We start from the raw sequence: 22,629 nt of genomic DNA, 5'->3' as shown, positions 1-22,629 counted from the left end.
AAAATAAATCCCGGTGTCTTAATCGCTCTCAGAGTCTTTCCCCTGTTGGTAAATCTTCTATATCTTTCTCTTTCCTGCTTTTCCCTTCCTGTCACCAGAAACAACACAAAGAACAAATCATTCACAGAGGGCGCAAAGACCGTCCTTTTTCATATGCAAATTCTATGGCACATAAACACCCAAAACCGTACAAAAAGGAGCCTAGGATCTTTGGAGATTTTAGAGCGCGGAGAGGGCACTTGCTGTGAATTCAAAAGTCATCCCAGGGGCGGAAAGGTAAGCCCGCACAGTTCAGTAACCGATCTTAGATAAATGGAATTGACCAAGGAAATGGATATGAGCATTGAAGCTTTTAATGATCGAGAGAGGGTGATTAAACTCAAACCCGAGTTTTTGTCTTTTCCGAAAGGTTTCTGGTGGGGGAGTGCCTGGTCAGCGGAGCAGGCCGAGGGGCGGGGCAATACTGGGAAAGGGCGCACTCAGTGGGATATGTCCTGGGATGCACACCCGAACCGTTTCTATCAGGGTGTGAATACCGACGTGACGACGGATTTTTTCAACCGTTATGTCGAAGATATCCGGCTGATGAAACAGACCGGGCACAACTCTTTCCGTCTGTCGATTTCCTGGGCGCGTATGTTTCCCTCGGGCGACGGAGATGTCAGTGCTGAAGCCGTGACGTTTTACCGCGCCATGCTGAGTGAGATGGTGGCTCAGGGCATTAAACCATTCGCCAATCTGTACCACTTTGATATGTCGGAAGAGATGATGAAACAGGGCGGATGGGAAAACCGCGCCGTCGTCGATGCTTACGTCAATTTCTGCGACACCTGTTTCCGTGAATTCGGCGATCTGGTCTTCCACAGGTTTACCTTTAACGAACCGCTGGGGCCAGTGCTGGGCGGGTATATGGAAGATTTCCATTATCCCAATGTGATCGATTTTAAACGCGGCGTGCAGGTGGGTTTTAACACCCTTCTTGCCAGTGCGCTGGCGATCAAAGCATTTAAACAACACCAGACTTCTCATAAAAACCGCAACAGCAAAATCGGCATCATTCTCAATCTGAGCCCGACCTATCCGCGCAGCGAAAACCTATTGGATGTTGAAGCCGCAGAATACGCCGACCTGTTCTACAATCGCAGTTTTCTTGACCCTTCAGTGAAAGGCACTTTCCCGGTCAAACTGGTTGAGACGCTGCGTCTGCACGACCTGATGCCTTCTTATTCCGAACAGGACCTGTGCGATATTCGCGAAAACACGGTGCAGATTTTAGGCCTCAATTACTACGAACCCCGGCGGGTGAAAGCGCGCACTCATGCCGTTAATCCCCGCTCCCCGTTTATGCCCGAATGGTACTTCGAAAGTTACGTGATGCCTGGTCGTAAATTTAATCCTCATCGCGGCTGGGAAATCTATGAACAGGGGATTTATGACCTGTGTATCGATATCCGCGACAACTACGGCAACATCGAATCCTTCATTTCTGAAAGCGGTATGGGCGTGGCAAACGAAGAACGTTTCATGTGTGACGGGCAGGTACAGGACGACTACCGCATCGGTTTTATTCAGAACCACCTAGCCTATCTTCATCAGGCAATCACTGACGGATGCAACATCCGGGGCTACCATTTATGGACCTTTATTGACTGCTGGTCATGGATTAATGCCTACAAAAATCGTTACGGGCTGGTCAGTCTGGATCTGGATACGCAGCAGCGCACCATCAAAAAAAGCGGCGAGTTTTATCAGGCATTGAGTCGCGACAATGGTTTTCGTTTCAATGGATTGTACGTGGACTTTTGAGGCTCATACGCTATGAAAATACTCGATCATGCAGTGAACGTCGCTCAGCGTATTGGCGGACAGGTTCACTTACGCTCGCTACGTGACGCCTTCGCCACTCTGATGCCTTTCTTCGTGCTGGCTGGCCTGATGGTACTTATCAATAACACCCTGATTAAACCGGAGGGGATCCTTTCCGGCATTATCAGTAACGATCACCTCACTCACTGGCAACAGGTGGGCAATTCCATCGTTAATGGCTCGCTTAACTTTATTTCAGTGCTGATTGCCGGGGCGATTGCCTATCATCTTTGCCAGAACAAGGGATACGTGGATCCTATTGCGCCGGTATTGTTGTCGATTGCGACTGTGGTTATTTTCATGCCGGAAAGCATTCATCTGACCGATGTACTGACGCAAAAAACCGTCACGGTAACGGGCGGAATATCATTCGCTTCTACGGGATCTGCCGGGATGTTTGTCGGGATCCTGACAGGGCTGGTGGTGACGTCGCTCTTCATCCGTCTGGCGGGCGCAAAAAGATTGCAGGTGAATATCAGCGGTGGGGCGATCCCCCCGGCTGTCATGCGCTCGTTCAATACGCTGATCCCCATCATGCTGACGATGATCATCTTTGCGCTGTGTTCTTTTGCGGTGCAGAGTCTCAGCGGGATGGACGTCAATATGTTGATCGCCACGCTGATACAGCAACCTCTGAAATCTGTGACGACCAGCTTGCCGGGATTTCTGCTGATTACGACGGTAGCGAACCTATTCTTCTCAGTGGGTATCCACCAGGGGGTGATTTCGGGGGCGTTGCTCGATCCCTTCCTGCTCAACAATATGCAGGAAAACACCCTCGCATTTGCCCAGCATCAGGACATTCCCAATATTATCTGTATGGCGTTTAAAGACACGTTTGGAGTGATGGGGGGATCCGGAAATACCCTTGCTTTGCTTATCGCGATTTATTTATTCAGCCGAAAGGCGGATTACCGCGATATTGCGAAACTTGCTACCGCGCCATGCCTTTTCAATATCAGTGAACCGATTATTTTTGGTCTGCCGATAGTCTTTAATCCGGTACTTATTATTCCTTTCGTCCTGTCACCGGTGATAAGCCTGACGACGGCGTATTACGCGACAGCATGGGGCTGGATTGACCATGTCACGGTTCAGATCCCCTGGACGACGCCACCGATAATCTCAGGTTTTCTGGCCACCGGTGGTGACTGGAGAGCCTCCGTTCTTCAGGCTCTGCTGATTGCCGTCACAGTTTGCTTCTATCTTCCGTTCCTCAAATTCGCAGAGCGTGTTGCACTGGCGCAGGCTGCATCATCCCAAGGATAAGGTCATGATTAAAATAATGCTCGTATGTAACGCCGGTATGTCCACCAGTATGCTGATGAATAAAATGGTTGATGCCGCTAAGCAACAGGTCATCGAGGCTGTGATCTGGGCGATTCCTGATGCAAACCTTAATGAGGAATGGAAAAAAGCAGACGTTATTTTGCTAGGGCCGCAGGTGGGCTATCTTAAATCGCGCGTGGAAACGGTAACGGCAGGCAGCGTGCCCGTGGAGATCATTCCTATGTTGGATTATGGTCGCATGAACGGGCCGGCGGTGCTGGCGTTGGCGCTCAAAATGAAAAATAACGCCTGATTGACGTGCCTTTGAATACCTGAATTAGCAGGGAGCCCCGGGCTCCCTTTTTATCTTTTGCTCTCTCACTGAATTTTAGAAATCCAGCTCAAGCGCAAAACACAGATACGCCATAAGTGGTGCGCAATATCTGAACTGCTCAGCGCAAAAATCGACAACATCGGGTCTGCACAGATCCTCAAAGGGGATGTTTTTAACCGCGATGAAATCTTTGCGTTTTAATTCAGCCAGCAACGGATGATTTTTATCAAAGCCTCTTGGCGGGCGGCTCAGACTGTCGCCATCCATCACAAACCCGTTATCGTGCAATGAGTTAAGCGCTTTTTGATAAGCGTTCGGGTTCTCATCAATGCACTGGCGAATCGCATTTAAGGCTTTAGATTCAGGATGCCAGATCCCCGCTGCAATAAAACAGCCGTCTTCGGCGATGTGCAGATAAAGTCCCGGAGCGTGAACATCCTTACCCTGAAAATGACGAAACTGAATGCCGACATTGGTTTTGTAAGGCGTTTTATCCTTGCTGAACCGGCTGTCGCGCTGCGGGCGCATCAGGCTGCCACCGACTTTCTTCGAAACGGCAGTCAGTCTCGGAGAAATGGCAATAATCTCTGGCTGCATTTGTTCGATAAACCGCAGAGCAGGGGTTCTCAGCGTGTTCTCGTATTCATCCTGATTGGCCTTAAACCAGTCGCGGGTGTTGTTTTGTGCGAGCTTATTCAGAAATTGCAGACCGGCTGCGCTAAAAATTGTCCCTGCCGCAACCGGCGTTTTAGGTGTCTGAGTCGTCATTATCGATGAACCTTTCCTGCTGCAAGTGGATGATGCCTGAGGGAATGTTAGCGAGTTTTCTTCGCGGCTGCTACGGACTTACACATTGTGGGCATATTTTGCATGGTTAATATCCGGCACTGGCTTGGTTAGGATATTAATTAGTTAATGTAATGGTTTACGATTGGATTTATTTTATCGTGAATGTCAATGCACCGATAATATAATTAATGTCTTCTCCTGTGGGAAAACATAATTAAACCCTGACGAAGATCAACCACCCGGTTCATTAAGGTTTTACTCTCTATGAGGGTTTTACATTACAACTGGGTGATTTATGAAAATAAAAGAGTTTTTTGTTATGACAGCGCCAGAACGCCGCCGATACGGTGTCGCCTTATTTATTGGTGTTATTTCCGGTATCCTGTCCGCATTTGTCAAATGGGGCGCAGAGGTGCCTTTACCACCACGCACTTTCTCCGGCGGGCGCGATGAATTTAATCCACCTTATCTGTTTCTGAAAGATTATCTGGGTATCGATCCGACTCAGGCGATTTTTCACTTCTCCGAACACATTATTAATCCTGTGCATATTACGCATATCATTTTCTCTCTGACTTTCGCGATTGGCTACTGTCTGGTTGCTGAAGTCTTTCCGAAAGTGAAACTATGGCAAGGAGCGATGGCCGGTATTATTGCCACCGTGGCTGTACATTGGATCTTTATCCCGTTAATGCACCTGTCACCCCCCTTATCAGGGATCCCGCCGGATGAATACATTTCAGAATTACTGGGACATATCTTCTGGTTCTGGACGATTGAAATGATCCGCCGCGATTTGAGAAACAGAATAACGCGTCAACCGGATCCGGAAGTGCCGTTGGATTCACCCTTCCGCTGAGAGTTTGTGTATTTACAAAGGCCAGCCGGATATTTCGGTGGCCTTTATTTCTGCGTTTTTCATCCCCTTCAGTTGATCCCCGTCACAAAAAATCCCGCATAGCACGATTGTGTATATATGTGCCTTTCCTGCTCTCACCCTGCCGGTGACTTTTGCCTATCGTAACCGCTGAATACTTTCAGGGAGCGGCTAATGCGTGAGTTAGAGAAAATGACGCGTGGTTTGGATTACCACATTAATGATGAAGAATTGCGCGAAATTCGTTATCAGACCCGCGATAAAGTAGACGAATTTAATGCGCTCAGCGCACGGCAGACGCCCGAAAAAGATGCGCTGGTCAGAACGATATTTGGCGAGGTCGGCAGTAATGTTCATTTCGAAAAAGGAATGCGCATTGATTACGGTATCAATACCACGCTCGGCAACAACGTTTTCATCAATTTCAATTTTGTCTTACTCGATTGTGCGCCGGTCACGATAGGAAATAACGTTTTTATCGGACCCGACGTGCAGATTTATACCGCGCAGCATCCGCTGGATATTGATTTACGGCGTGAGCATATTGGCAGTGCGCGGCCGGTGAGTATCGGCAATGATGTCTGGATTGGCGGCGGATGCGTGATTTTACCTGGCGTGACGCTGGGTGATGGCTGCACGATTGGTGCAGGCAGTGTGGTCACCCGCTCAGTGCCTGCTGGCACCGTTGCCTGCGGTAATCCGTGCCGCGTTATCCCCCGTAACGCGCAAACACTCTGATTTTAATTTTTAGTATTTCAGGGGCAGTTTATGCACTTCTTTGAGAATGCCATTTTCGAGAGTGACATAACCCCCTTGTTTTAACTGGGCGAGTATTTTCATGATAGTACTGCGGGAAAGGCGTGTCTTTTGCTGAACATAGGTTGCGGCGACGGTGGAATTGCGAATGGCATCGGGTTCATTAATAAGCTCAAGGAGATGAAAACGCATAATCTCATAAGATGTACTACCGGTGAGCAGCACCCCCTTGGTAAATATACTGCCGGTCATTCTGAAAATGTGCTTGGATAACATTTCCCACAAATCAAGTTCATTAATTAACGCGTGCATTTCAGGAACGGTAGAAATCGCTACTTCTGATTCTACCTTCGATTCAATATATAAACCCGCTGATTCCGGTATGGCACCGCCTATACCTATAATACCCGGTAGCTGTAATTTACCTAGTAAAACAGGATCCGCGCTGTGATGAATGCTGAACCAGCCATCCCGGACGAAATAACAATATGACGTACCGTCTTCATATAAATTGAAGCGCGTCTGTGCAGGAACTTTATGAAATTCCAGAGACGGGCTGAGCTTTTCGAAAAGTTCAGCCGTCGCATACAACAGGTTTGTATCGTGTTCACTTTTCTGCGTCGTAAGGTCTTTCATCGCTTGCGCCAGGGTGACCGGGAAGTCTTTTAAATTTAGCACAATTCTCTGCCGGGTGGTCATCCTGACGCCGCGGGGATTTAACCGCTACTGATAAGTAAACGTCATTTGCATGACGCCATTAATATCACCGGAACCGGCACTGCCCGCCGGTGCAATAATCCTTCCGGCGAGAGCAAAAATGGCGTTGTGCTGAGCGGGATCAATACCGACTGTCATCGTACTGCCGCTGTTTTTTACGCTGGTTTTTGTCGCGTCATCCACTACCTGAATCGCCACATTAGCCGCAGAGCCGTTGTTAAGATACAGCGTGGGATCGCCCGGATACACCGCACCGCTAAAGGCAGCGGTTGCACTGACGGTGGCCGCCGGGCAATTGTTCAGTCTGACCTGAAAGGATTTCCAGTCAGAAGCGGCACCGGCGGTACGCAAATCCGTGCCGAGTAATTGCCCGAAATTTATCGTCTGGCTGACTGAGCCGGTATCGACAGAGCAGGGCGCGGCAACGATATTTCCCGTGACGTTGATATTCACAACGTCTGTTGCCCTTACCTGAATTGAAAACAAGATCACCGGTAATGTGCAAACGAATGCGGATAATCGTTTAAATCTTTGCGGGTTCATTTTCATTATTGATACGCCAGTGTGACGGTGGCTGAAGCATTGGCCTGCCCGGGGATCACCGTATCTGAGAACTGATAATAACGGGCTGTAAATGCCGCGTTCAGCGTGCCACCTGAATTTGAAATTGCACCAGCCTGAAAATAGCTATCAAAAGTCACCGGCATATTATTGAAAAGCATTTGCACACCAATACCTGATGCAGTGTTTGCGCCGCTGGTAATAGCCATCACGCCGTCAGGTCTGGACACATAGGCTGGTGAACTCATGCTCATGGTGATATTCACCGGATTATCGCAGGTGACCGGAATGAGGAAGTTTCTTTCGCCTGCGGCAGAGCCCGGGCCGGAAAAAGCATTGACCGGAATGTTGCCCAGCGGAACTGAAACGGTGCTGCCCGTCGAACAGGCAACGCTGCGGTAAGTAATATTCCCCGCGTAAGAGACAGAACTGTCGGTTGAACTTCCCAGTCCCCAACCGGTGTTATACATGCCGATACCAAATTTGGTCTGAGACTGGTTAAGCGAGCCGGTGCCGATGGTGGCAGAGGTTTTAACCAGCGCCAGTGTCATGCTGACGGAAAATGTTTTTGCGGGCGTATTGGAAATATATCCCAGCGGCGTGTTACGGGTATCACAGTCTGCTCCGCCTCCCATGACACGTTGTCCGGCGGAATTGACCAGCGTAATGCCAATCCCGCTGACACCGGTATTATAAACCCCGGGCATGCCGCTGATTTCCGTGCCGCTGCCGTAATAACAGGTGATGATGACCGACCCCTGAGGGACGTTGCTGATTGCCGCACAGTTACCGGCAAACGAGAACCCTTTTTCCGTGCCGGGAATGGTGGATCCCACGGGTAAACTGGCATCCACCGCGATATTGCCAAGCGTCGCGACACCCGGAATATTGGGCGAACTTGTGCAACCGGTATTGGCGGCCAGCGCAGCGGGCGAAAGAAAACTTAGCCCGGCGAGCAAGCAGCCCAGCATCACTATTTTTCTGATTATCTTCATCATCGGTATTATGCCCTTACCTGCATTGCGCGTTCAGTATCTGAACGCCGGTCTGATTTGTCGTTTGTTTTGTCAGGCTGTAATGCACGGCGCACTGTTCCTCAGAAGTATTTCCCCATTTAACGAGCAATGAACCGCTTTCAGCCATGCCGGTCAGATAGACCTGTCCGGCGTCGCCAACGATAAAGCCCTGTGCGGTTTTCTGTGCCATATCGCTGACGGTGGCACCGAAAGGTACCGGTGAGCCGTTCCGCCGCTGTAATGTCATCATCATGCGTAAGCCTACGCTTGCCGCAAAACGTGCCCGAACCACCGCGCCGCGGGTCGGGATCACCGTCTGCGTGGTCTGTGGCAGTTCAACATCGTCAGGCAATGTTTCGGTATCGAGTTGCACGATATTTTTACGGTACGGACTGCTGTAGGGGACGATGGCATAACCGCGCCAGTCGGTTTTCACACCGGGCTGATTGCTGATGCTGACGCCGCTGGCGCCGGATGCCTGAACGAGTGCCAGAGTTTCGCCCATTGGCTGGCCCAGCGTGACGCCATTTTCATGCGCCAAAATTGCGCCCTGAACGCCATAGTTCAGGCGGCGACTGTTCTGGTCATAGGCATAACCGGCGTTAACTTCGCCGTAGGTGCCCCGGTAATCAGCGTTCATATTGCCGCTGTTTCCCGTGCCCTGACTGCCATAGCCTTCCTGAACATTCCAGTTGAGGTTATTAGCCGCAAGCGCGGAGCCGTTAAGTCCGACGGTATGCGTGGTATTCCCTTGTTTGCTGGTGTTGTAGCTGTAACTGGCGTAGACCGGAGAATCGAATAAGCTCAGTGGCACGCTGATGTTGAAGCCGATAATTTGATCCCGGTCGTAAATGCGGTTTCCGCCAGTGCTGCCGTTATTGCTGTTGCTGCTGGCATTTTCGTTATAGCTGTAGTTGAGCCCGTAGCTGATGCCGCGCCAGCTGTTGTTATAACCGACACCGACCGAGCGCATGGAACGCCCGCTGTTCCAGTAATCCTCGCTTATCCAGCTCAGGGATAATGATCCCGCACCCTGCCACAGGTTCTGACTCATGGTCATTTCACTGCGGTTGCGGCGTCGTTCGGGAGTCTGTTCCGGGTTTTCTCCCCGCCAGGTATCCATCACTTCCTGCAGGTTGTAATAACCGTCGGTGGAATAGCGATACCCGGCAATCGCGAAGTTCGTACCAGTCTGAACGATGTTTTTGCTGTAACGCACCCGCCAGGACTGACCGCTGTCGTGAGGCTGATTTTCCATTGCTGACCATGCCTGTGTCAGATCCGTCGAAAAGGCACCGAAATCCCCCAGATTCTTACCCGCCCCCAGCGTCACCGACTGATAGTGGCCGGAAAACTGACTGCCACCGTAGGCCGTCAGACCATGAGGCAAGCCGTAAATGGCGGTTCCCTGACCGAAAGGCGTCGCGTCGATATTGTTGTCATACGCGCGATATTGTCCGCCGGTCAGGCTGTATTTGAGGCGACCTTCACGCTGTAACACCGGCAGCGAGGCAAAGGGCACGACCAGCAACTGCTCGCTGCCGTCGGCTTCTTTGATAGTTACGTACAAATCGCCGGATCCCCCGGTCGGGAACATATCTGAGATTTCAAACGCGCCGGGTGAAACGTAACTTTGATAAATGACGTAGCCGTTCTGGCGCACGATCACCTGCGCATTGGTGCGCGCAATCCCGCGTAACACCGGCGCATAACCCTTCATACTTTCCGGCAGCATGTCATCGTCCGATGCCAGCTGCACGCCGCGAAACGGGACGCTGTCAAAGATGTCACCGGGCGAAGAACTGTCACCGAGCGTCATCTGACTTTTAAGCGAAATAATACTGCGCATGGCGTAGGTATAAACGGTATCCCATTTATCTTTTCCGTTGCCGTCATGCTCCCAGGTGGTGTAATTACGCAGCCGCCACGGGCCGATGTTCAGACCCGGACGTAAATTTGCGTATTGCGTGCTGCTGTTGGTGCCGGTGTTGCTGCGGGCTGAATTATCCGCACCGCTGAGGTTGTAATTGAGCAAAGCGGCGGTGATACCGTTGTCCCACTGAGTTTGGGAAACATATCCGCGGGCTTTTTGCGTCATCGCCGCTTGTGGCACGCTGAGTAACAGTTGTTGCGCATTGAAGCGAAATTCGGCTTTCCCCTGCGGGATAGTATTCAGGTTGACGCAGGGTGTCTGCGCGTTGCCCAGATCAGGAAACAACTGCGTTTTGATGCCCATTTCTTGCAGCTGCGCGAGGGTCAGGCAGGGCGCCAGAACCGTGGTGCCATCGGCCATTTTTTGCGTATTGAACGCGACGTCCCGCGTATCCTGCAATTCATTATTGAGATATATATCAACGCGATAGGTTCCGGGTAACTGACCGTTACCTTCTTCAAATACCGACAAATCGGTGCTGCCCTGACCTGGGCTTTCTATTTCCAGCAATGCAGGGTTAAAGGTCTCAGCCGCCTGAACGGTAAACGAGGTGCCTGCGTAAAGTGCCAGCTGGCTGGCTATCAGGCAGGCGAGCCTGCTTAGCGGCTGAGAAAACGGGGGCTTTCCCTGTTTTTTTTGGTGATTCATCCGTGTGTTCCCCTGCCCGAAGGACGGGCAACTTCTCCTTCTGGCGTCATTTCTATGCTTAACCGCAGGTGTTTTGTTTTGCCATGTTTAACAAAAGCGAATTACAGGGCAGCGGTATGCTCATCACCGATACCGCCGTAATCGCTGATGATTTTCCAGCTGACACTGCCTGCATTAGCGCCGGCGGGCAGGGCGAAACGGGCCGAGCCACCGGGCGCGACAAAAGTCACGTCCTTCACGTCTTTTCTGCCAACTTTCACCTGCATAAAGTTCCTGTAAAACGGCGTCGGATTAGTTACCTGTAAAGCCTCGCCGTTACGCTGCCAGTGAAGCTTTTCGGTCACGGCCTCCGGAACGCCCGTCACGCCTTTTGGGCGATAAATCAGCTTGATACGGGTTTTGACCGCGATCTGCAGGGTGTTCTGGTGATCATTACTTTCCGCCGAGGGAATAGATTTGATATTCATCCAGTACAGCGATTCTTTATCAGACGGCAGATTGCCACCGGCCTGCACAATGCGAAGCACGTTCTGCTGACCGCTGTCGAGGCGGAACAGCGGCGGCGTGACCATAAAAGGAGCTTTCTCAGCGCCAGTTCCGGCGGCCTCTACCCAGGTCTGGATCAGGTAAGGCTTTTTGTCCGGATTGCTGACGCTCAGTGAAGACTCCTTCTTGCCGCCGTCATAGATAAGACGCGTACCGCCGACGATGACACCGGCCTGTGCTGATGTGGTGCATACCAGCGCTGCGGCCAGGAGTGCGTGTGGGAACATTTTCATAAATCATTTCCGGTAACGAAGAAATAATGGCCGGCAGAGTCTGCCGGCCAGTAAAACCCGGCCGCCCGTTGAAGGGCGGCGCAGGATCAGTTGTAAATCACAGAGAAATTGGCGACGGAATTTGCAGGGCCCGGATTCACAGTGGCTGCCGTGGCGATGTAACGCGCCACGAATTCCAGATTGTTATCCTGGGTGCTGGTCAGCGGATACGCTTTGGTTTCAGTGAACAGTGGCACCTGAGTATTGGTGTCATCGCTCAACTGAATCGCCACGTTTTGCGCTACGCCCGATTCCTGAGTCAATGCGAGAAGGCTGGTGTCGCCATTCACACTGGATCCGTCAAATTTAATCTTTGCCGTGGAGACAGTATCCGGGCAGTTAGTTAATACCAGTGTGAATTTGGTGGGTGCAGCGGTAGAACCGACACCGGTAAATTCACTTTTGGCTACCTGACCCATGACGACATTCAGCGGAGAGCTTGGGGCATTGACGATATTGCAACCGGCATCGATAATTTCACCCGTAAAGTTCACCTGACCGCCTGTCGCCATTGCTGAAGCACTACAGAAAACAGCAGTAGCAATAACAGCAAGACTGATTAAATTTTTTTTCATAATAATTCCTTTAAATGAATGAATCTGACTCTGAAAATAAATGGCTGAATTTAAGGTAAATAAACCCCGTCACTTTTAAATTCAAAGTGTCCATGATGTGTTATGTTTTTTTCGCAACTTCCACCGCCGTAAACAATCTCCGCTGAGAGTTAAATAACGTACTAAAACGCTAAGGTTTAAACCGGTGCGAAAATACTTATGACTGCGGTTGCTGACGGCGATTTTGATTGAAATACGAGGATCTATACAAGAAATTTATGAGTGTAATTTTACACCCACAAATAACTTTATAATTTAACGGGTTTTCGCATAATCCCTGCGCAAGAAAAATCCTAGCGTAACTGGAAATTCGTGGAGGGAATCACGTGTACCGAGATATAAAGCCTTTTTTTACAGATAATTGCAGTATAAGAGATAAGAAACCGCTGGAAGAAATAGAGATGCTAATCGAACATCTTTCTCCGGCCTCACACATTCTTGAAACTAATGTCAGGGATTCATTGAGTTATTCCGCTGATAAACAGAAGAATTGCTTCTTATTACACAGCGGCAGCGTGATGCTGCATCGCAAAGTGGATGGAATGGTATTAAACTCCGAATCTGCGCCGTATGTTTTTGGTATAAGTACTCAATACACTGATCCGGATTATCTTTTTATCCGCATCCATGAACACGCTCAGGTCAGCCTGCTGCCTGTCGGGCAGGCGAATCAGATTATTTCGGCAAACAATCTCTGGCGCAGTCTGGCGCAGTTATTAATTTATACTGCTACACGAGTTTATGACCACTGCGCGAAGATTTGTGCGCTGTCATCCTATGAAATCATTTGTTATCAGCTGTATGAACTGATGTATGAACCGGAAGAGGTCAGGAATAATATTACCGTTGTTTCGTATGTGATGAACCGCACGTTTCTTTCGCGCAGCACCATCATGAAAATCCTCACACAGCTGAAAACAGGCGGTTACATCGGCATGGAAAAAGGCATTCTGAAAACGATTAACCGTATTCCTTCACGATATTAAGCGGTTGCTCTCATTTTCTCCTCCTGTACTTTTTAAAAATGAGCCATACTTGAAAGGCGCAAATCAGGTTTATCCCGAATTTTCAACGTCTTTGAAGGAATATCTATGGAGCCACTGTTAAGTCATCCGGCTTTCTTTTTTGTAGCCTGTTTTGCTCTTATGTCACTGGGCGGTTGTGGAAGTATCTTTTTATTACGTCGCCAGAAGAAACTCGACAATGATGTACTGGAGGATTTCGGCATTGTGCAGGCTGCGACTTTAACGCTGCTGGCGCTGCTGATCGGATTTAGTTTTTCAATGGCAGTCAGCCGCTATGATCAGCGGAAAAACTATGAAGAAGAAGAAGCCAATGCTATCGGGACAGAATTTTTGCGCGCGGATCTGGCGCAGGAAGGCAATGCCGGGAATATCCGTCAGTTGCTGAAAGATTATCTGGATCAGCGGGTGGTGTTTTATCAGACCCGTGACCCGCAGAAGCTGAAGAAAATCAATGCGCGAACAGAGGAGTTGGAAACTAAGCTCTGGCAGTCTGTATTAACCGAGGCGAAAAGCAATCCTACGCCGGTAGTGGCTTTACTGGTTTCCGGGATGAACGATGTGATTAATTCGCAGGGTTACACACAGGCCGCATGGTGGAACCGGATCCCGGTATCGGCGTGGATGCTGATGATGATCATCGCATTATTCAGCAGTATGCTGGTCGGATATGGGGCACGGAGTAATTCGGCTAAAAGTGCGTATTTATTTATTCTGCCGCTGATGATTTCACTTTCTATGGCGCTGATTGCGGATATAGACAGTCCGCGCGGCGGGTTAATCCGCGTCGTGCCACAAAACCTGATCAGCCTGCAACATTCTCTTGGCCCCTGATCAATAAGTGAAATCAGCCGGTGAGATATTCTCACGGTCGGATTATTAATCAGGTAAACATTTTATTTATAAAAAAAGCCCGCTCCAGGCGGGCTGCAAATGCAATAAATACAATATTTCTTAAAGTGCGCACAGGATGAATTAAAATATAAATTTAATCAATTAATTATCTTTTAAAATAAAGTGGATAGGCATCATTTGCTATTTTTGATCAATTATTGATCACTGATGAGATCTGTATTTAAGCTATCATAGTTCATTTGCGTGTAGCGCTTTATTGGAGGCTTTCTTCTTTTATACTGAAAATAACCAGAGCCATTGCTGCGGAATTTAAGTTAAGTCATTCATGAGTGAGATTCATAACGCCATTCTGATTCTGCCCTCTGTTCGCGGCAAGCCAATGGCGATAGGGTTAGCTAACAATGAAATGGCAAGCGACAGCTTGTGCCAAAGCGGAGAATGAAATGACTGATAAAATGAAAATCACCAAAAGCGGTTCTGTGCCTTCACAAAAGGGCCCGGAGAATTACTTCACCGGTAAAGTACGTATCGATTCGCCTTTCAGCGGAACGGAATCCGCCCGTGTGGGTGGCGCGACAGTGACCTTTGAACCAGGTGCCCGTACAGCATGGCATACGCATCCGCTGGGCCAGACGCTGATTATCACGCAGGGCCGTGGCTGGCTACAAGAAGAAGGCGGTGAAATCCGCGAGATGAATGTTGGCGATATCGTGTGGATCCCAGAAGGTGTAAAACACTGGCACGGTGCCACCCCTGAAAATGCCATGACTCACATTGCGATTGCCGAATCCCTGAACGGCAGCCCGGTAGAGTGGATGGAAAAGGTGACTGACGCTCAGTACTCAAAATAATTTACCGTCACACTTCAGGGCGCAGCTCTGGCTGCTTTCACTCAAATCCTGGCCGTTATTGCGGGTCAGGATTTCGCTGTTTAACCTAAATTCTCTGATTACTGATCAATCCCTCTTATTTACGCCTAAAAACCCCGCTGTTCGGCCCATTAAAACCCATGCTTTCAGTAGCTCTCCGATAACCAACTCGACTACTATAAATAGACATCAACTTAAGAGTCGCTTCAGGTATGCCATATTATTCTCCCGGTGAAAGCCTCGTTCGCGAGCGTTCAGATCGCTTTTTACGCCGAATGTACTTTATGCGCATGCTGGGCACGTTTCTGTGTTTTTTCCCGATCCTTTCTGTTCTTCTGGAGCGGGGCGCTTCCTGGATTGCCGTCACACTGCTGGCGCTGAATGCCTTTGTCTGGCCACACGTTGCGATGCTGATTTCGCGGCGTTCTCAACACCCCAATCAGGCAGAATTTCGGAATCTGGCTTTTGATGCGATTGCCGGTGGCGCCTGGGTGGCGCAGATGGGCGTTTGTCTGCTGCCCTCTGCGGTGCTGACTTCCATTCTGATTGCTGACCGGTTTTCTGCTGGTGGCTGGCAATTGCTGCGCCGTGCGGCGTTGTTTTACTGCATCGGATTTATTGTTTGCTGGCCGTTCACCGGGATGACTTTCTACACTACCGTCACCGACCGGACGTTATGGCTGACATTGCCTCTTTCTTCGATTTATATTATTGCTTTCAGCGCTGCCAATTATTCCATCTCCAGGAAGTTGCGAGATAAACAGCATGAGCTGGAAAAATCAGCGCTGATGGATCCTTTTCTCGGATTACCTAACCGCCGGTTGCTGGACCGGCGATTGATGCTTGAATTTGAGCGTTCCAGACATGACCTTGCCTGTCTGATGGTGCTGGGCGTGGATGACCTGAAAATGGTGAATGATTTATTCGGACGTGAGGCGGGGGATTATGTTTTGCGATCCGTCTCCGCTATTTTGCGTCAGGAAACGGGGCTGAATGATTTTCCGGCTATTCTTGGTGGCGATGAGTTTGTGGTTATCTTGCCGGGTGTTTCGGAAGAAGAAGCTTATGCCGTGGGTTACCGGCTCTTACTGAAAACATCCGAAATTCGTTTATCGCAAGATGAGGGTTTCCAGTGTTCGCTGAGCATTGGTGTGGCCACATCGAAACATCATGAGAATTATAACCAGTGGCTGGCGACAGCGGAACGCGCGCTGGTGAATGTAAAACGTAATGGTAAAAACGGTATCGGCAGCGCGGGCAGGGCTGACGCCGTAGCTTGAGTATGCTGGACAGATAACTATACGACTGAATATATAACTACAATGAATACCTCTTTTCCCGGATGAAAAATGAAAAATAGTAAAATAATGATGTTGGCAGCGGTTGCAGTGACGGGTTTTCTGGCAGGATGTTCATCAATAGATAAACCCGTGGGCGCCGAAACTTACCGCCCTGCGAATTTTGATGCGTCTTTTGCACAGGGCGAGGCGAGTTATACCACGTCGGTGTTTTCGATACTTGAACGCCACCGTCGCGCGGAGACTTACAAGAAGATCTTCGAATTCTGTAACGGAAAATTCCAGACGCTTGGCGAAAGTGACGACGGCGAAACCATGCATATTCGCTTTGCCTGTTTGCCAAAAGAAACGGTTCAGACCCAGAGTTCCTATTCAACGCAGCAGAAATCCCCTTCACTTTACTGAGCCTGAAGCTTACGCGGAGGTTGTATGAGCAAGGAAAGACCTGATTTTATTCGTCACTGGACTGAGCTCGAAGGCGCTGACGACGGCAATTATCCGGGCGATGATGAGCTGATGTCGATTGGCGCGCCGCTGGGGAAAACGCTGGGACTGACGCGTATTGGTATTCATCATGAGCGCCTGTTACCAGGCCGTCGCACCTGTTATGCCCACGCGGAAAGTTCAGAGGACGAATTTGTGTATGTGCTGGAAGGGCATCCTGATGCCTGGATCAACGGCACATTGCACCGCCTGAAAGCGGGCGACGCGGTGGCGTTTCCGCACGGTACTGGGATTTGCCATACCTTTATCAATAACACCGATGAGGAAGTGCGTCTGCTGGTCGTGGGTGAAGCGAATAAGCCGGAAAACCGGATTTATTATCCGCTTAATCAGGAATATGAAGCGACGCGCAAAGACCGCTGGCAGGATGTTCCGCAGCAGGAATTTGGCGGCCACGACAGTCTGTCCGATTTAAGAAGACAGCAAATTAAGAAGCCGGTATAGAAACCGGTCTTTCTGTCCTTTCTGCAAACCATTCAGTAATCACAAAGTGATTACTGAATGGAAAGTGACTGCCAGCGCTGCTGACAATAAGGCATCATCTTGTGGATCTTCAGACTTTGCGCCTGATGATGATTCAGGGAATAACCTTCCGGCGTGATCTCTAAGGTATCACCGGCTTTCAGGGTAAAATCGTTATCCACAGACAGGATCAGCTTCAGATTTCTGAATGCCTGAATGCAGATGTACTTCAGCCCCGTCTGAGGGATATTCAGGATATCTATGATTTTCCATTCCATACTCTCACTCCTTTCGTGTTTCTGTCTGATTTCTCGTGAGTCTTTCTGCCTCTTTTTTTAACTCAAAAGTCCGTCATGTTTTGTCATCACAAAGTAATGATTTCTTTATAGGCGTTCCGATACGTTCAATGCTTGAACTGACTCACAAAAGAGGCAGTAAGAACTTTCACAGATCGCATAATGAATCAATTAGGACAAAATGCATTTATCTGGAATGGACTTCAGAAACGAACCGGAAAGCAAAAAGACTTGAAATGACAACGATAAAACAGGTATTTGTGAATCCTTTCTGATTTTCAGGGCTGAACATCATGACAACTGATTCATTATCTGTGCAGCAGGATGATTTCATCTGGCTGGAAGGATTACGCAACGAAAAAGCGCTTGAATGGGCGCACGAACAAAATGCCATTACGCTGGCGGCTTTCACCCAAGGCAGCAAATTTAATCCTCTGCGTGAAAAAGTGCTGAAAGCGCTGAACTCTCCGGAGCAGATCCCCGTTGTCGCAAAATGTGGCAATGACTGGTACAACTTCTGGCAGGATGCGCAGAATCCAAAAGGACTCCTGCGCAGAACCTCGCTGGAAGAATTCCGTAAAGCGCAGCCGGAGTGGGAAACCGTGCTGGATATTGATGCGCTGGGTAAAGCCGAAGGCAAAGACTGGGTGTATCACGGCGTATTCGCGCTTAAGCCAGATTATAACCGGGCGCTGATTTTCCTTTCTCCGGACGGTGGCGATGCCTCTGAAGTGCGCGAATTTGATTTGCGGACGCTGGAGTTTGTCGCAGACGGCTTTTTCCTGCCCGTCGCCAAAAGCCGTACCGGCTGGATTGATCATGACCATCTGTTTGTCGCCACCGATTTTGGCGAAGGCTCACTGACCGATTCCGGTTATCCGCGCATTGTCAAAATATGGCAACGTGGCACGCCGCTCTCAGAAGCCAAAACGGTTTTCAGCGCCGATAAAAAAGACATGCTGGCGGCCGGGTATCACGACAGTTTTAAAGGATTTGAACGCGATTTCGTGGTGCGCGTTATCGACTTTTATCACCGCGAAGCCTTTGTGCTGAATGCGCAGAAAGAGCTGACCAGAATAGACCTGCCCGCTGATGCTAAATTCAGTACCTGGCGCGACTGGCTGCTGATCCAGCCTTCCAGCGAATGGCAGATTAACGGCGAAACCTGGCCTTCCGGTTCGCTGCTGACGGTAAACTTTGATGCGTTTCTGGCCGGTGAGCGCGCGCTGAAACCGCTGTTTATACCGGGAGCACATTCGTCTCTCAGCGGTGTGACGGCAACCCGCGATCAGCTAAACGGCTATTCTTTCACCAGCGATCACATCATCCTGAGTATCACGCATGATGTTGTGAACCGCCTCGAAGTGCTGACGCCGGAAAACGGGGAATGGCGTCGCGAACCGTTCGGCAAGGTGCCTGAACTGAGCAAAATTCATGCCTGGGGTGTGGACGACGACACCAATGAATATTTCGTGACGGTCAGCGGATTCCTGCAACCGGCAAGTTTATCACTCGGTAATCTGGATAACGGCGTGGAAGTGGAGGCTGAACTGCTGAAACAGGATCCGTCGCATTTCGATGCATCCCGTTATCAGGTCAGCCAGCATTTCGCTCAATCTGATGACGGCACGCGCGTTCCGTATTTCGTTATCTGCCGCAAAGACGTGGTGTACGACGGGCAAAATCCGACGTTACTCTATGGTTATGGCGGTTTTGAAGTCTCGCTGGAACCGTATTATCTCGGCGTCAGTGGTGTGTCGTGGCTGGATCGCGGGGGCGTATTTGTGGTCGCCAATATTCGTGGCGGCGGCGAGTACGGGCCGGAATGGCATAAGGCTGCGCTGAAAGAAAAACGTCTGCGGGCGTATGAAGATTTCGCCTCGGTCGCCAAAGCGCTGATCGCCAGCAATATCACGTCCACGGCCCATCTGGCTGCGCAGGGCGGCAGTAACGGCGGTTTGCTGGTCGGTAATATGCTGACGCGTTATCCGGAACTGTTCGGGGCGATTGTCTGCGAAGTCGCGCTGCTGGATATGTACCGTTATACGCAAATTTCGGCAGGCGCTTCGTGGATTGCCGAATACGGCGATCCGCAGAAACCCGAAGAGTGGGCGTTTATCCGCGAGTTTTCGCCCTACCATAATCTGGATGCGACGAAAAAATATCCGCCGGTGCTGATTACTGCCGCCACCAGCGATGATCGTGTCGGACCGGATCATGCACGTAAAATGGCGGCCAAAATGCAGGCGATGGGCATCCCGGATGTGTATTTTTACGAGAATACCGACGGCGGCCACAGTGCGGCGGCAGACAAGGCGCAGTCAGCCTTTAAGCGCGTGTTGGTGAGTGAGTTTCTGCTTCACTTTCTTGGACGCAAAGCATAGAAAGAAAGCCAGCACCGTGTTCCGCTGACTTAAGCCAAACGGGATGCCACTACGGTATCCCGTTAATATTTCGACATGTTTTATCCGCCATTATTTATTGTAAAAACATTGCCCCGCCAATCCTTCCTTGTTTATTATTTCGGCTTCATTTGATAACAATTATCAAAATCATTTCTTATTCATTCTCATCTTCGGGTAATCGCATGTTAAAGAACACCGCTCGCGTGCTGTCTGTTACAGGTCTGATGGCTGCTTCATTCTCCATTTTTGCTACCACTTATCCGCTGACTGTGACCGATATGGTCGGGCAAAAGGTCACCATTGATAAAGCACCGCAGCGTGTGATTTTGCAGGACGGGCGCGATGTGCTGGCCCTGGCGGTTCTGGATAAAGCCAATCCCTTCCAGCATGTGGTGGCGTGGAATAACCTGCTGAAAAAAACTGACAGCGGCACCTGGGATATGCTGAAAAGCAAATGGCCTGAATCCGCGAAAATCCTCGATATGGGATTCAGCGATAAAGGGCAGGTGGATCTGGAAACCGTTATCGCCAAAAAACCTGATCTGATGATTGCCCAGGCGCGTGCCAAAGACTCGCTGGCGCAGGCTGGCGTGCTGGAAAAACTGGCGGCGTTGCATATTCCGGTCGTGTTCGTCGATTACGAACTGGATCCGGCCAAAAATACCGCGCCGAGCATTGAGCTGCTGGGCAAAGTGATGAACCAGGAAGACAATGCCCGCGCTTATACTGCGTTTTATAACGAGCATTTCCAGAACATCCAGAAAGTGGTCTCCGCCATTAAAACCAAACCTGATGTCTTTATCGAGCCGATTGCCGGTCGCGATGATTCCTGTTGCTTTACCCACGGGAATGCGGGCTGGGGGAAGCTGATTCAGGCCGTTGATGCCAATAATATTGGTTCTAAGCTGCTACCGGGCGCATCAGGCACCGTCTCTCTGGAGCAGGTCATCAGCATGAAACCGGACGTTTACATTATGACCGGTTCGGCGCGTCCGGCTTCGGGTTCCGTGACGCACATTCTGCCGTTTGGGTACGGCGCGAATGAAGCTGATGTCGATAAACAAGCTAAAGTTCTGCTTTCCCGTACAGGCGTTGCGCAGATCCCGGCGGTCAGTGAAAAACATGTTTACGGCGTTTATCACCAGTTCTACAACCATCCGTACAACATCGTAGGTATGGAATATCTGGCGAAATTTATCTATCCGGAACAGTTCAAAGATTTGGATCCGTCGAAAACCTATCACGATATCGTGCGTAACTTCACTAATCTGCCGGATCAGGATTTCATTCTGGGCTGGACGCCGAAAAAGTAACGTCTGAGCTCTGTCCGCTTTAGATTTATTGACTCCGCCTGTGGTCTCGCAGGCGGATTTTCAATCCTTCCGCGTACTTTCTGCACGAACTTTACCTCCGTCACATTTGTTGACACTCCGTTAATTCATACAAAAATATAACTGTATTACTGTATCTGCATAACGCCGGCGGGCATCGTTCATGGCGTCGTACGACACATCAATAAGGTGAATTTATGCAATCTGAAGAACAGCGTTTAATTGACGGCCTTTTTAGTCGCTTACAACAGGCTGAGTCCAATACAGCACCGCGTGATGCGGAAGCTGAGCGTGTGATTCAGGCCCATATTCGTCAGCAACCGTCTGCCCCGTATTACATGGCGCAGGCGATGATTATTCAGGAAGCGGCGCTGACCAAACTCAATGCGCAGGTGCAGGAACTGCAACAGCAGGTTCAGCAGTTGCAACAACAGGCGCAGACAGCAAAACCGCAAAGTACCGGTTTTCTGGCGGGCTTATTTGGCGGCGGTTCTTCTCAGCCTGAGCCGCAACGTCAGGCGTCGCAGGGTAGCCAGCCGATTCCTGGTACGCAAGGGTGGGGCGGTCAGCCTCAGCCTCAGCAACAGCAATATGCGGCGCAACCTCAGCAGCAGGCTCCGGCTCAGGCCGCACCTCAGCAGCCGGGCTTTTTAGGCAGCGCGCTGCGCACGGCTGCGGGCGTCGCGGGGGGTGTGGTGCTGGCCGATATGCTGACCGGCATGTTCCATCACAGCCAGCCGCAGGAAATCGTCAATATTATCGAAGAACCGCCGGTGCAGGATCTCAATCCGGCTGACAGCAGTTTCCTCGACAACAATCAGGGTTTCGATAACAGTCAGGGTTTTGAGAACAGCCAAAGTTTCGACAGCGGGCAGCCTTCCTGGGAAGACGCCTCACTGCGCAACGATAATTCGGATCTGGGGTTCGGTTCTGACAGTTTCGATTCGGATGATTACAGCAACGACGATGATTCGTTTTTCTAACTGACTGATGTCATAAGGCTATTAAAGGCCTTTTTGGCAGCAGAAAAATGCAACAGAAAACCAAGAGTGAGAGCTTTATCGCTTATTGCCATCAGAATTCTGGACAAAAGTGAAATCTGTTGCTGTACTGTATTTGACACACATTTTGTGTCCAACATTCACGTAAAGGTAAGTTTGATGTCTAAGATTAAAGGTAGCGTTAAGTGGTTCAATGAATCTAAAGGTTTTGGCTTCATTACCCCTGAAGATGGCAGCAAAGATGTTTTCGTTCATTTCTCTGCTATTTCAAGCAACGGTTTCAAGACCCTTGCTGAAGGCCAGCGCGTAGAGTTCGAAATCACCAATGGTGCCAAAGGCCCGTCGGCTGCTAACGTTATCGCTATCTGACTTTAGCCGAATTCTAAAA

The 22,629-nt window shown here is 49.9% G+C and carries 23 protein-coding genes; 15 read left to right on the top strand and 8 right to left on the bottom strand.

The annotated features are described in order from the left end of the window. Positions 1-336: 336 nt before the first annotated feature. From J1784_RS23645 to J1784_RS23635, 3 genes are read left to right on the top strand one after another with little or no spacing between them, the layout of a single operon-like run. On the top strand, positions 337-1,806 hold the full coding sequence (locus tag J1784_RS23645; protein ID WP_217151219.1) for a glycoside hydrolase family 1 protein: 1,470 nt from the start codon (positions 337-339) through the stop codon (positions 1,804-1,806). A gap of 12 nt (positions 1,807-1,818) precedes the next feature. Continuing rightward, positions 1,819-3,135, top strand: a complete 1,317-nt coding sequence (locus J1784_RS23640) for a PTS sugar transporter subunit IIC (RefSeq protein WP_217151218.1) — start codon at positions 1,819-1,821, stop codon at positions 3,133-3,135. A gap of 4 nt (positions 3,136-3,139) precedes the next feature. After that, positions 3,140-3,448: a PTS sugar transporter subunit IIB gene (locus J1784_RS23635; protein WP_217151217.1), complete on the top strand. Its 309-nt coding sequence runs from the start codon at positions 3,140-3,142 to the stop codon at positions 3,446-3,448. Positions 3,449-3,523: 75 nt separating this feature from the next. On the opposite strand, the gene J1784_RS23630 is transcribed toward J1784_RS23635, so the two are convergent. Next, a complete protein-coding gene (locus J1784_RS23630; RefSeq protein WP_217151216.1) occupies positions 3,524-4,237 on the bottom strand; it encodes a DUF2461 domain-containing protein in 714 nt (237 codons plus the stop codon). Between the two features lie 316 nt (positions 4,238-4,553). Here J1784_RS23630 and J1784_RS23625 point away from each other — a divergent pair, with 316 nt between their 5' ends. Both J1784_RS23625 and J1784_RS23620 read left to right on the top strand, forming a co-directional pair. After that, positions 4,554-5,117, top strand: a complete 564-nt coding sequence (locus J1784_RS23625) for a YagU family protein (protein ID WP_217151215.1) — start codon at positions 4,554-4,556, stop codon at positions 5,115-5,117. A gap of 192 nt (positions 5,118-5,309) precedes the next feature. Continuing rightward, positions 5,310-5,873: a sugar O-acetyltransferase gene (locus J1784_RS23620; protein WP_217151214.1), complete on the top strand. Its 564-nt coding sequence runs from the start codon at positions 5,310-5,312 to the stop codon at positions 5,871-5,873. Between the two features lie 9 nt (positions 5,874-5,882). Here the strand turns inward: J1784_RS23620 and J1784_RS23615 are convergent, their stop codons facing one another. The 6 genes from J1784_RS23615 to J1784_RS23590 all read right to left on the bottom strand — a co-directional run bounded on the left by J1784_RS23615 (position 5,883) and on the right by J1784_RS23590 (position 12,159). Then, positions 5,883-6,590 carry a helix-turn-helix domain-containing protein gene (locus tag J1784_RS23615; protein ID WP_238485690.1) on the bottom strand — a complete coding sequence of 236 codons (708 nt, stop codon included), beginning with the start codon at positions 6,588-6,590 and terminating at the stop codon, positions 5,883-5,885. A gap of 24 nt (positions 6,591-6,614) precedes the next feature. Further along, positions 6,615-7,061 (bottom strand): fimbrial protein, encoded by a 447-nt coding sequence (locus tag J1784_RS23610; protein ID WP_217151213.1) that lies wholly within the window; start codon positions 7,059-7,061, stop codon positions 6,615-6,617. A gap of 95 nt (positions 7,062-7,156) precedes the next feature. Next, positions 7,157-8,167 (bottom strand): fimbrial protein, encoded by a 1,011-nt coding sequence (locus J1784_RS23605; RefSeq protein WP_238485689.1) that lies wholly within the window; start codon positions 8,165-8,167, stop codon positions 7,157-7,159. Positions 8,168-8,180: 13 nt separating this feature from the next. After that, positions 8,181-10,766 (bottom strand): fimbria/pilus outer membrane usher protein, encoded by a 2,586-nt coding sequence (locus J1784_RS23600; protein WP_217151212.1) that lies wholly within the window; start codon positions 10,764-10,766, stop codon positions 8,181-8,183. A 101-nt stretch (positions 10,767-10,867) separates the two neighbouring features. Then, complete coding sequence (locus J1784_RS23595; protein ID WP_217151211.1) at positions 10,868-11,545, bottom strand: fimbrial biogenesis chaperone; 678 nt, start codon at positions 11,543-11,545, stop codon at positions 10,868-10,870. 86 nt (positions 11,546-11,631) lie between these two features. After that, entirely contained in the window at positions 11,632-12,159 is a 528-nt protein-coding gene (locus J1784_RS23590) for a fimbrial protein (RefSeq protein WP_217151210.1), read from the bottom strand. A 440-nt stretch (positions 12,160-12,599) separates the two neighbouring features. Here J1784_RS23590 and J1784_RS23585 point away from each other — a divergent pair, with 440 nt between their 5' ends. From J1784_RS23585 to J1784_RS23560, 6 genes are all read left to right on the top strand, one after another. Beyond that, positions 12,600-13,184: a winged helix-turn-helix transcriptional regulator gene (locus J1784_RS23585; protein ID WP_217151209.1), complete on the top strand. Its 585-nt coding sequence runs from the start codon at positions 12,600-12,602 to the stop codon at positions 13,182-13,184. A 105-nt stretch (positions 13,185-13,289) separates the two neighbouring features. Beyond that, positions 13,290-14,054 carry a bestrophin-like domain gene (locus J1784_RS23580; protein ID WP_238485688.1) on the top strand — a complete coding sequence of 255 codons (765 nt, stop codon included), beginning with the start codon at positions 13,290-13,292 and terminating at the stop codon, positions 14,052-14,054. 476 nt (positions 14,055-14,530) lie between these two features. Beyond that, complete coding sequence (locus J1784_RS23575; RefSeq protein WP_113876250.1) at positions 14,531-14,926, top strand: (R)-mandelonitrile lyase; 396 nt, start codon at positions 14,531-14,533, stop codon at positions 14,924-14,926. A gap of 230 nt (positions 14,927-15,156) precedes the next feature. After that, the gene (locus J1784_RS23570) at positions 15,157-16,224 is read left to right on the top strand and encodes a diguanylate cyclase (RefSeq protein WP_217151208.1); all 1,068 of its coding nucleotides are present in this window, start codon (positions 15,157-15,159) and stop codon (positions 16,222-16,224) included. Positions 16,225-16,293: 69 nt separating this feature from the next. After that, positions 16,294-16,647: a hypothetical protein gene (locus J1784_RS23565; protein ID WP_217151207.1), complete on the top strand. Its 354-nt coding sequence runs from the start codon at positions 16,294-16,296 to the stop codon at positions 16,645-16,647. 24 nt (positions 16,648-16,671) lie between these two features. Beyond that, positions 16,672-17,190, top strand: coding sequence for a cupin domain-containing protein (locus J1784_RS23560; RefSeq protein WP_217151206.1), 519 nt, complete (start codon positions 16,672-16,674; stop codon positions 17,188-17,190). 50 nt (positions 17,191-17,240) lie between these two features. Here J1784_RS23560 and J1784_RS23555 read toward each other — a convergent pair whose 3' ends face one another. Beyond that, positions 17,241-17,486 (bottom strand): hypothetical protein, encoded by a 246-nt coding sequence (locus J1784_RS23555; RefSeq protein ID WP_217151205.1) that lies wholly within the window; start codon positions 17,484-17,486, stop codon positions 17,241-17,243. Between the two features lie 311 nt (positions 17,487-17,797). On the opposite strand from J1784_RS23555, the gene J1784_RS23550 reads away from it, so the two are divergent. From J1784_RS23550 to cspE, 4 genes are all read left to right on the top strand, one after another. Next, entirely contained in the window at positions 17,798-19,888 is a 2,091-nt protein-coding gene (locus tag J1784_RS23550; protein ID WP_217151204.1) for a prolyl oligopeptidase family serine peptidase, read from the top strand. A gap of 203 nt (positions 19,889-20,091) precedes the next feature. Next, positions 20,092-21,222, top strand: coding sequence for an ABC transporter substrate-binding protein (locus J1784_RS23545; RefSeq protein WP_217151203.1), 1,131 nt, complete (start codon positions 20,092-20,094; stop codon positions 21,220-21,222). A 215-nt stretch (positions 21,223-21,437) separates the two neighbouring features. Then, positions 21,438-22,223 carry a DUF2076 domain-containing protein gene (locus J1784_RS23540; RefSeq protein ID WP_217151202.1) on the top strand — a complete coding sequence of 262 codons (786 nt, stop codon included), beginning with the start codon at positions 21,438-21,440 and terminating at the stop codon, positions 22,221-22,223. 177 nt (positions 22,224-22,400) lie between these two features. Continuing rightward, positions 22,401-22,610, top strand: coding sequence for a transcription antiterminator/RNA stability regulator CspE (cspE, locus tag J1784_RS23535; protein ID WP_009636912.1), 210 nt, complete (start codon positions 22,401-22,403; stop codon positions 22,608-22,610). The last annotated feature ends 19 nt before the right edge of the window (positions 22,611-22,629 follow it).

Source organism: Rahnella ecdela, from assembly GCF_019049625.1.
GTDB classification, from domain to species: Bacteria; Pseudomonadota; Gammaproteobacteria; order Enterobacterales; family Enterobacteriaceae; genus Rahnella; species Rahnella ecdela.
Note: the sequence above shows the minus strand (reverse complement) of the source record. Positions and strands in the feature narration are given on the sequence as shown.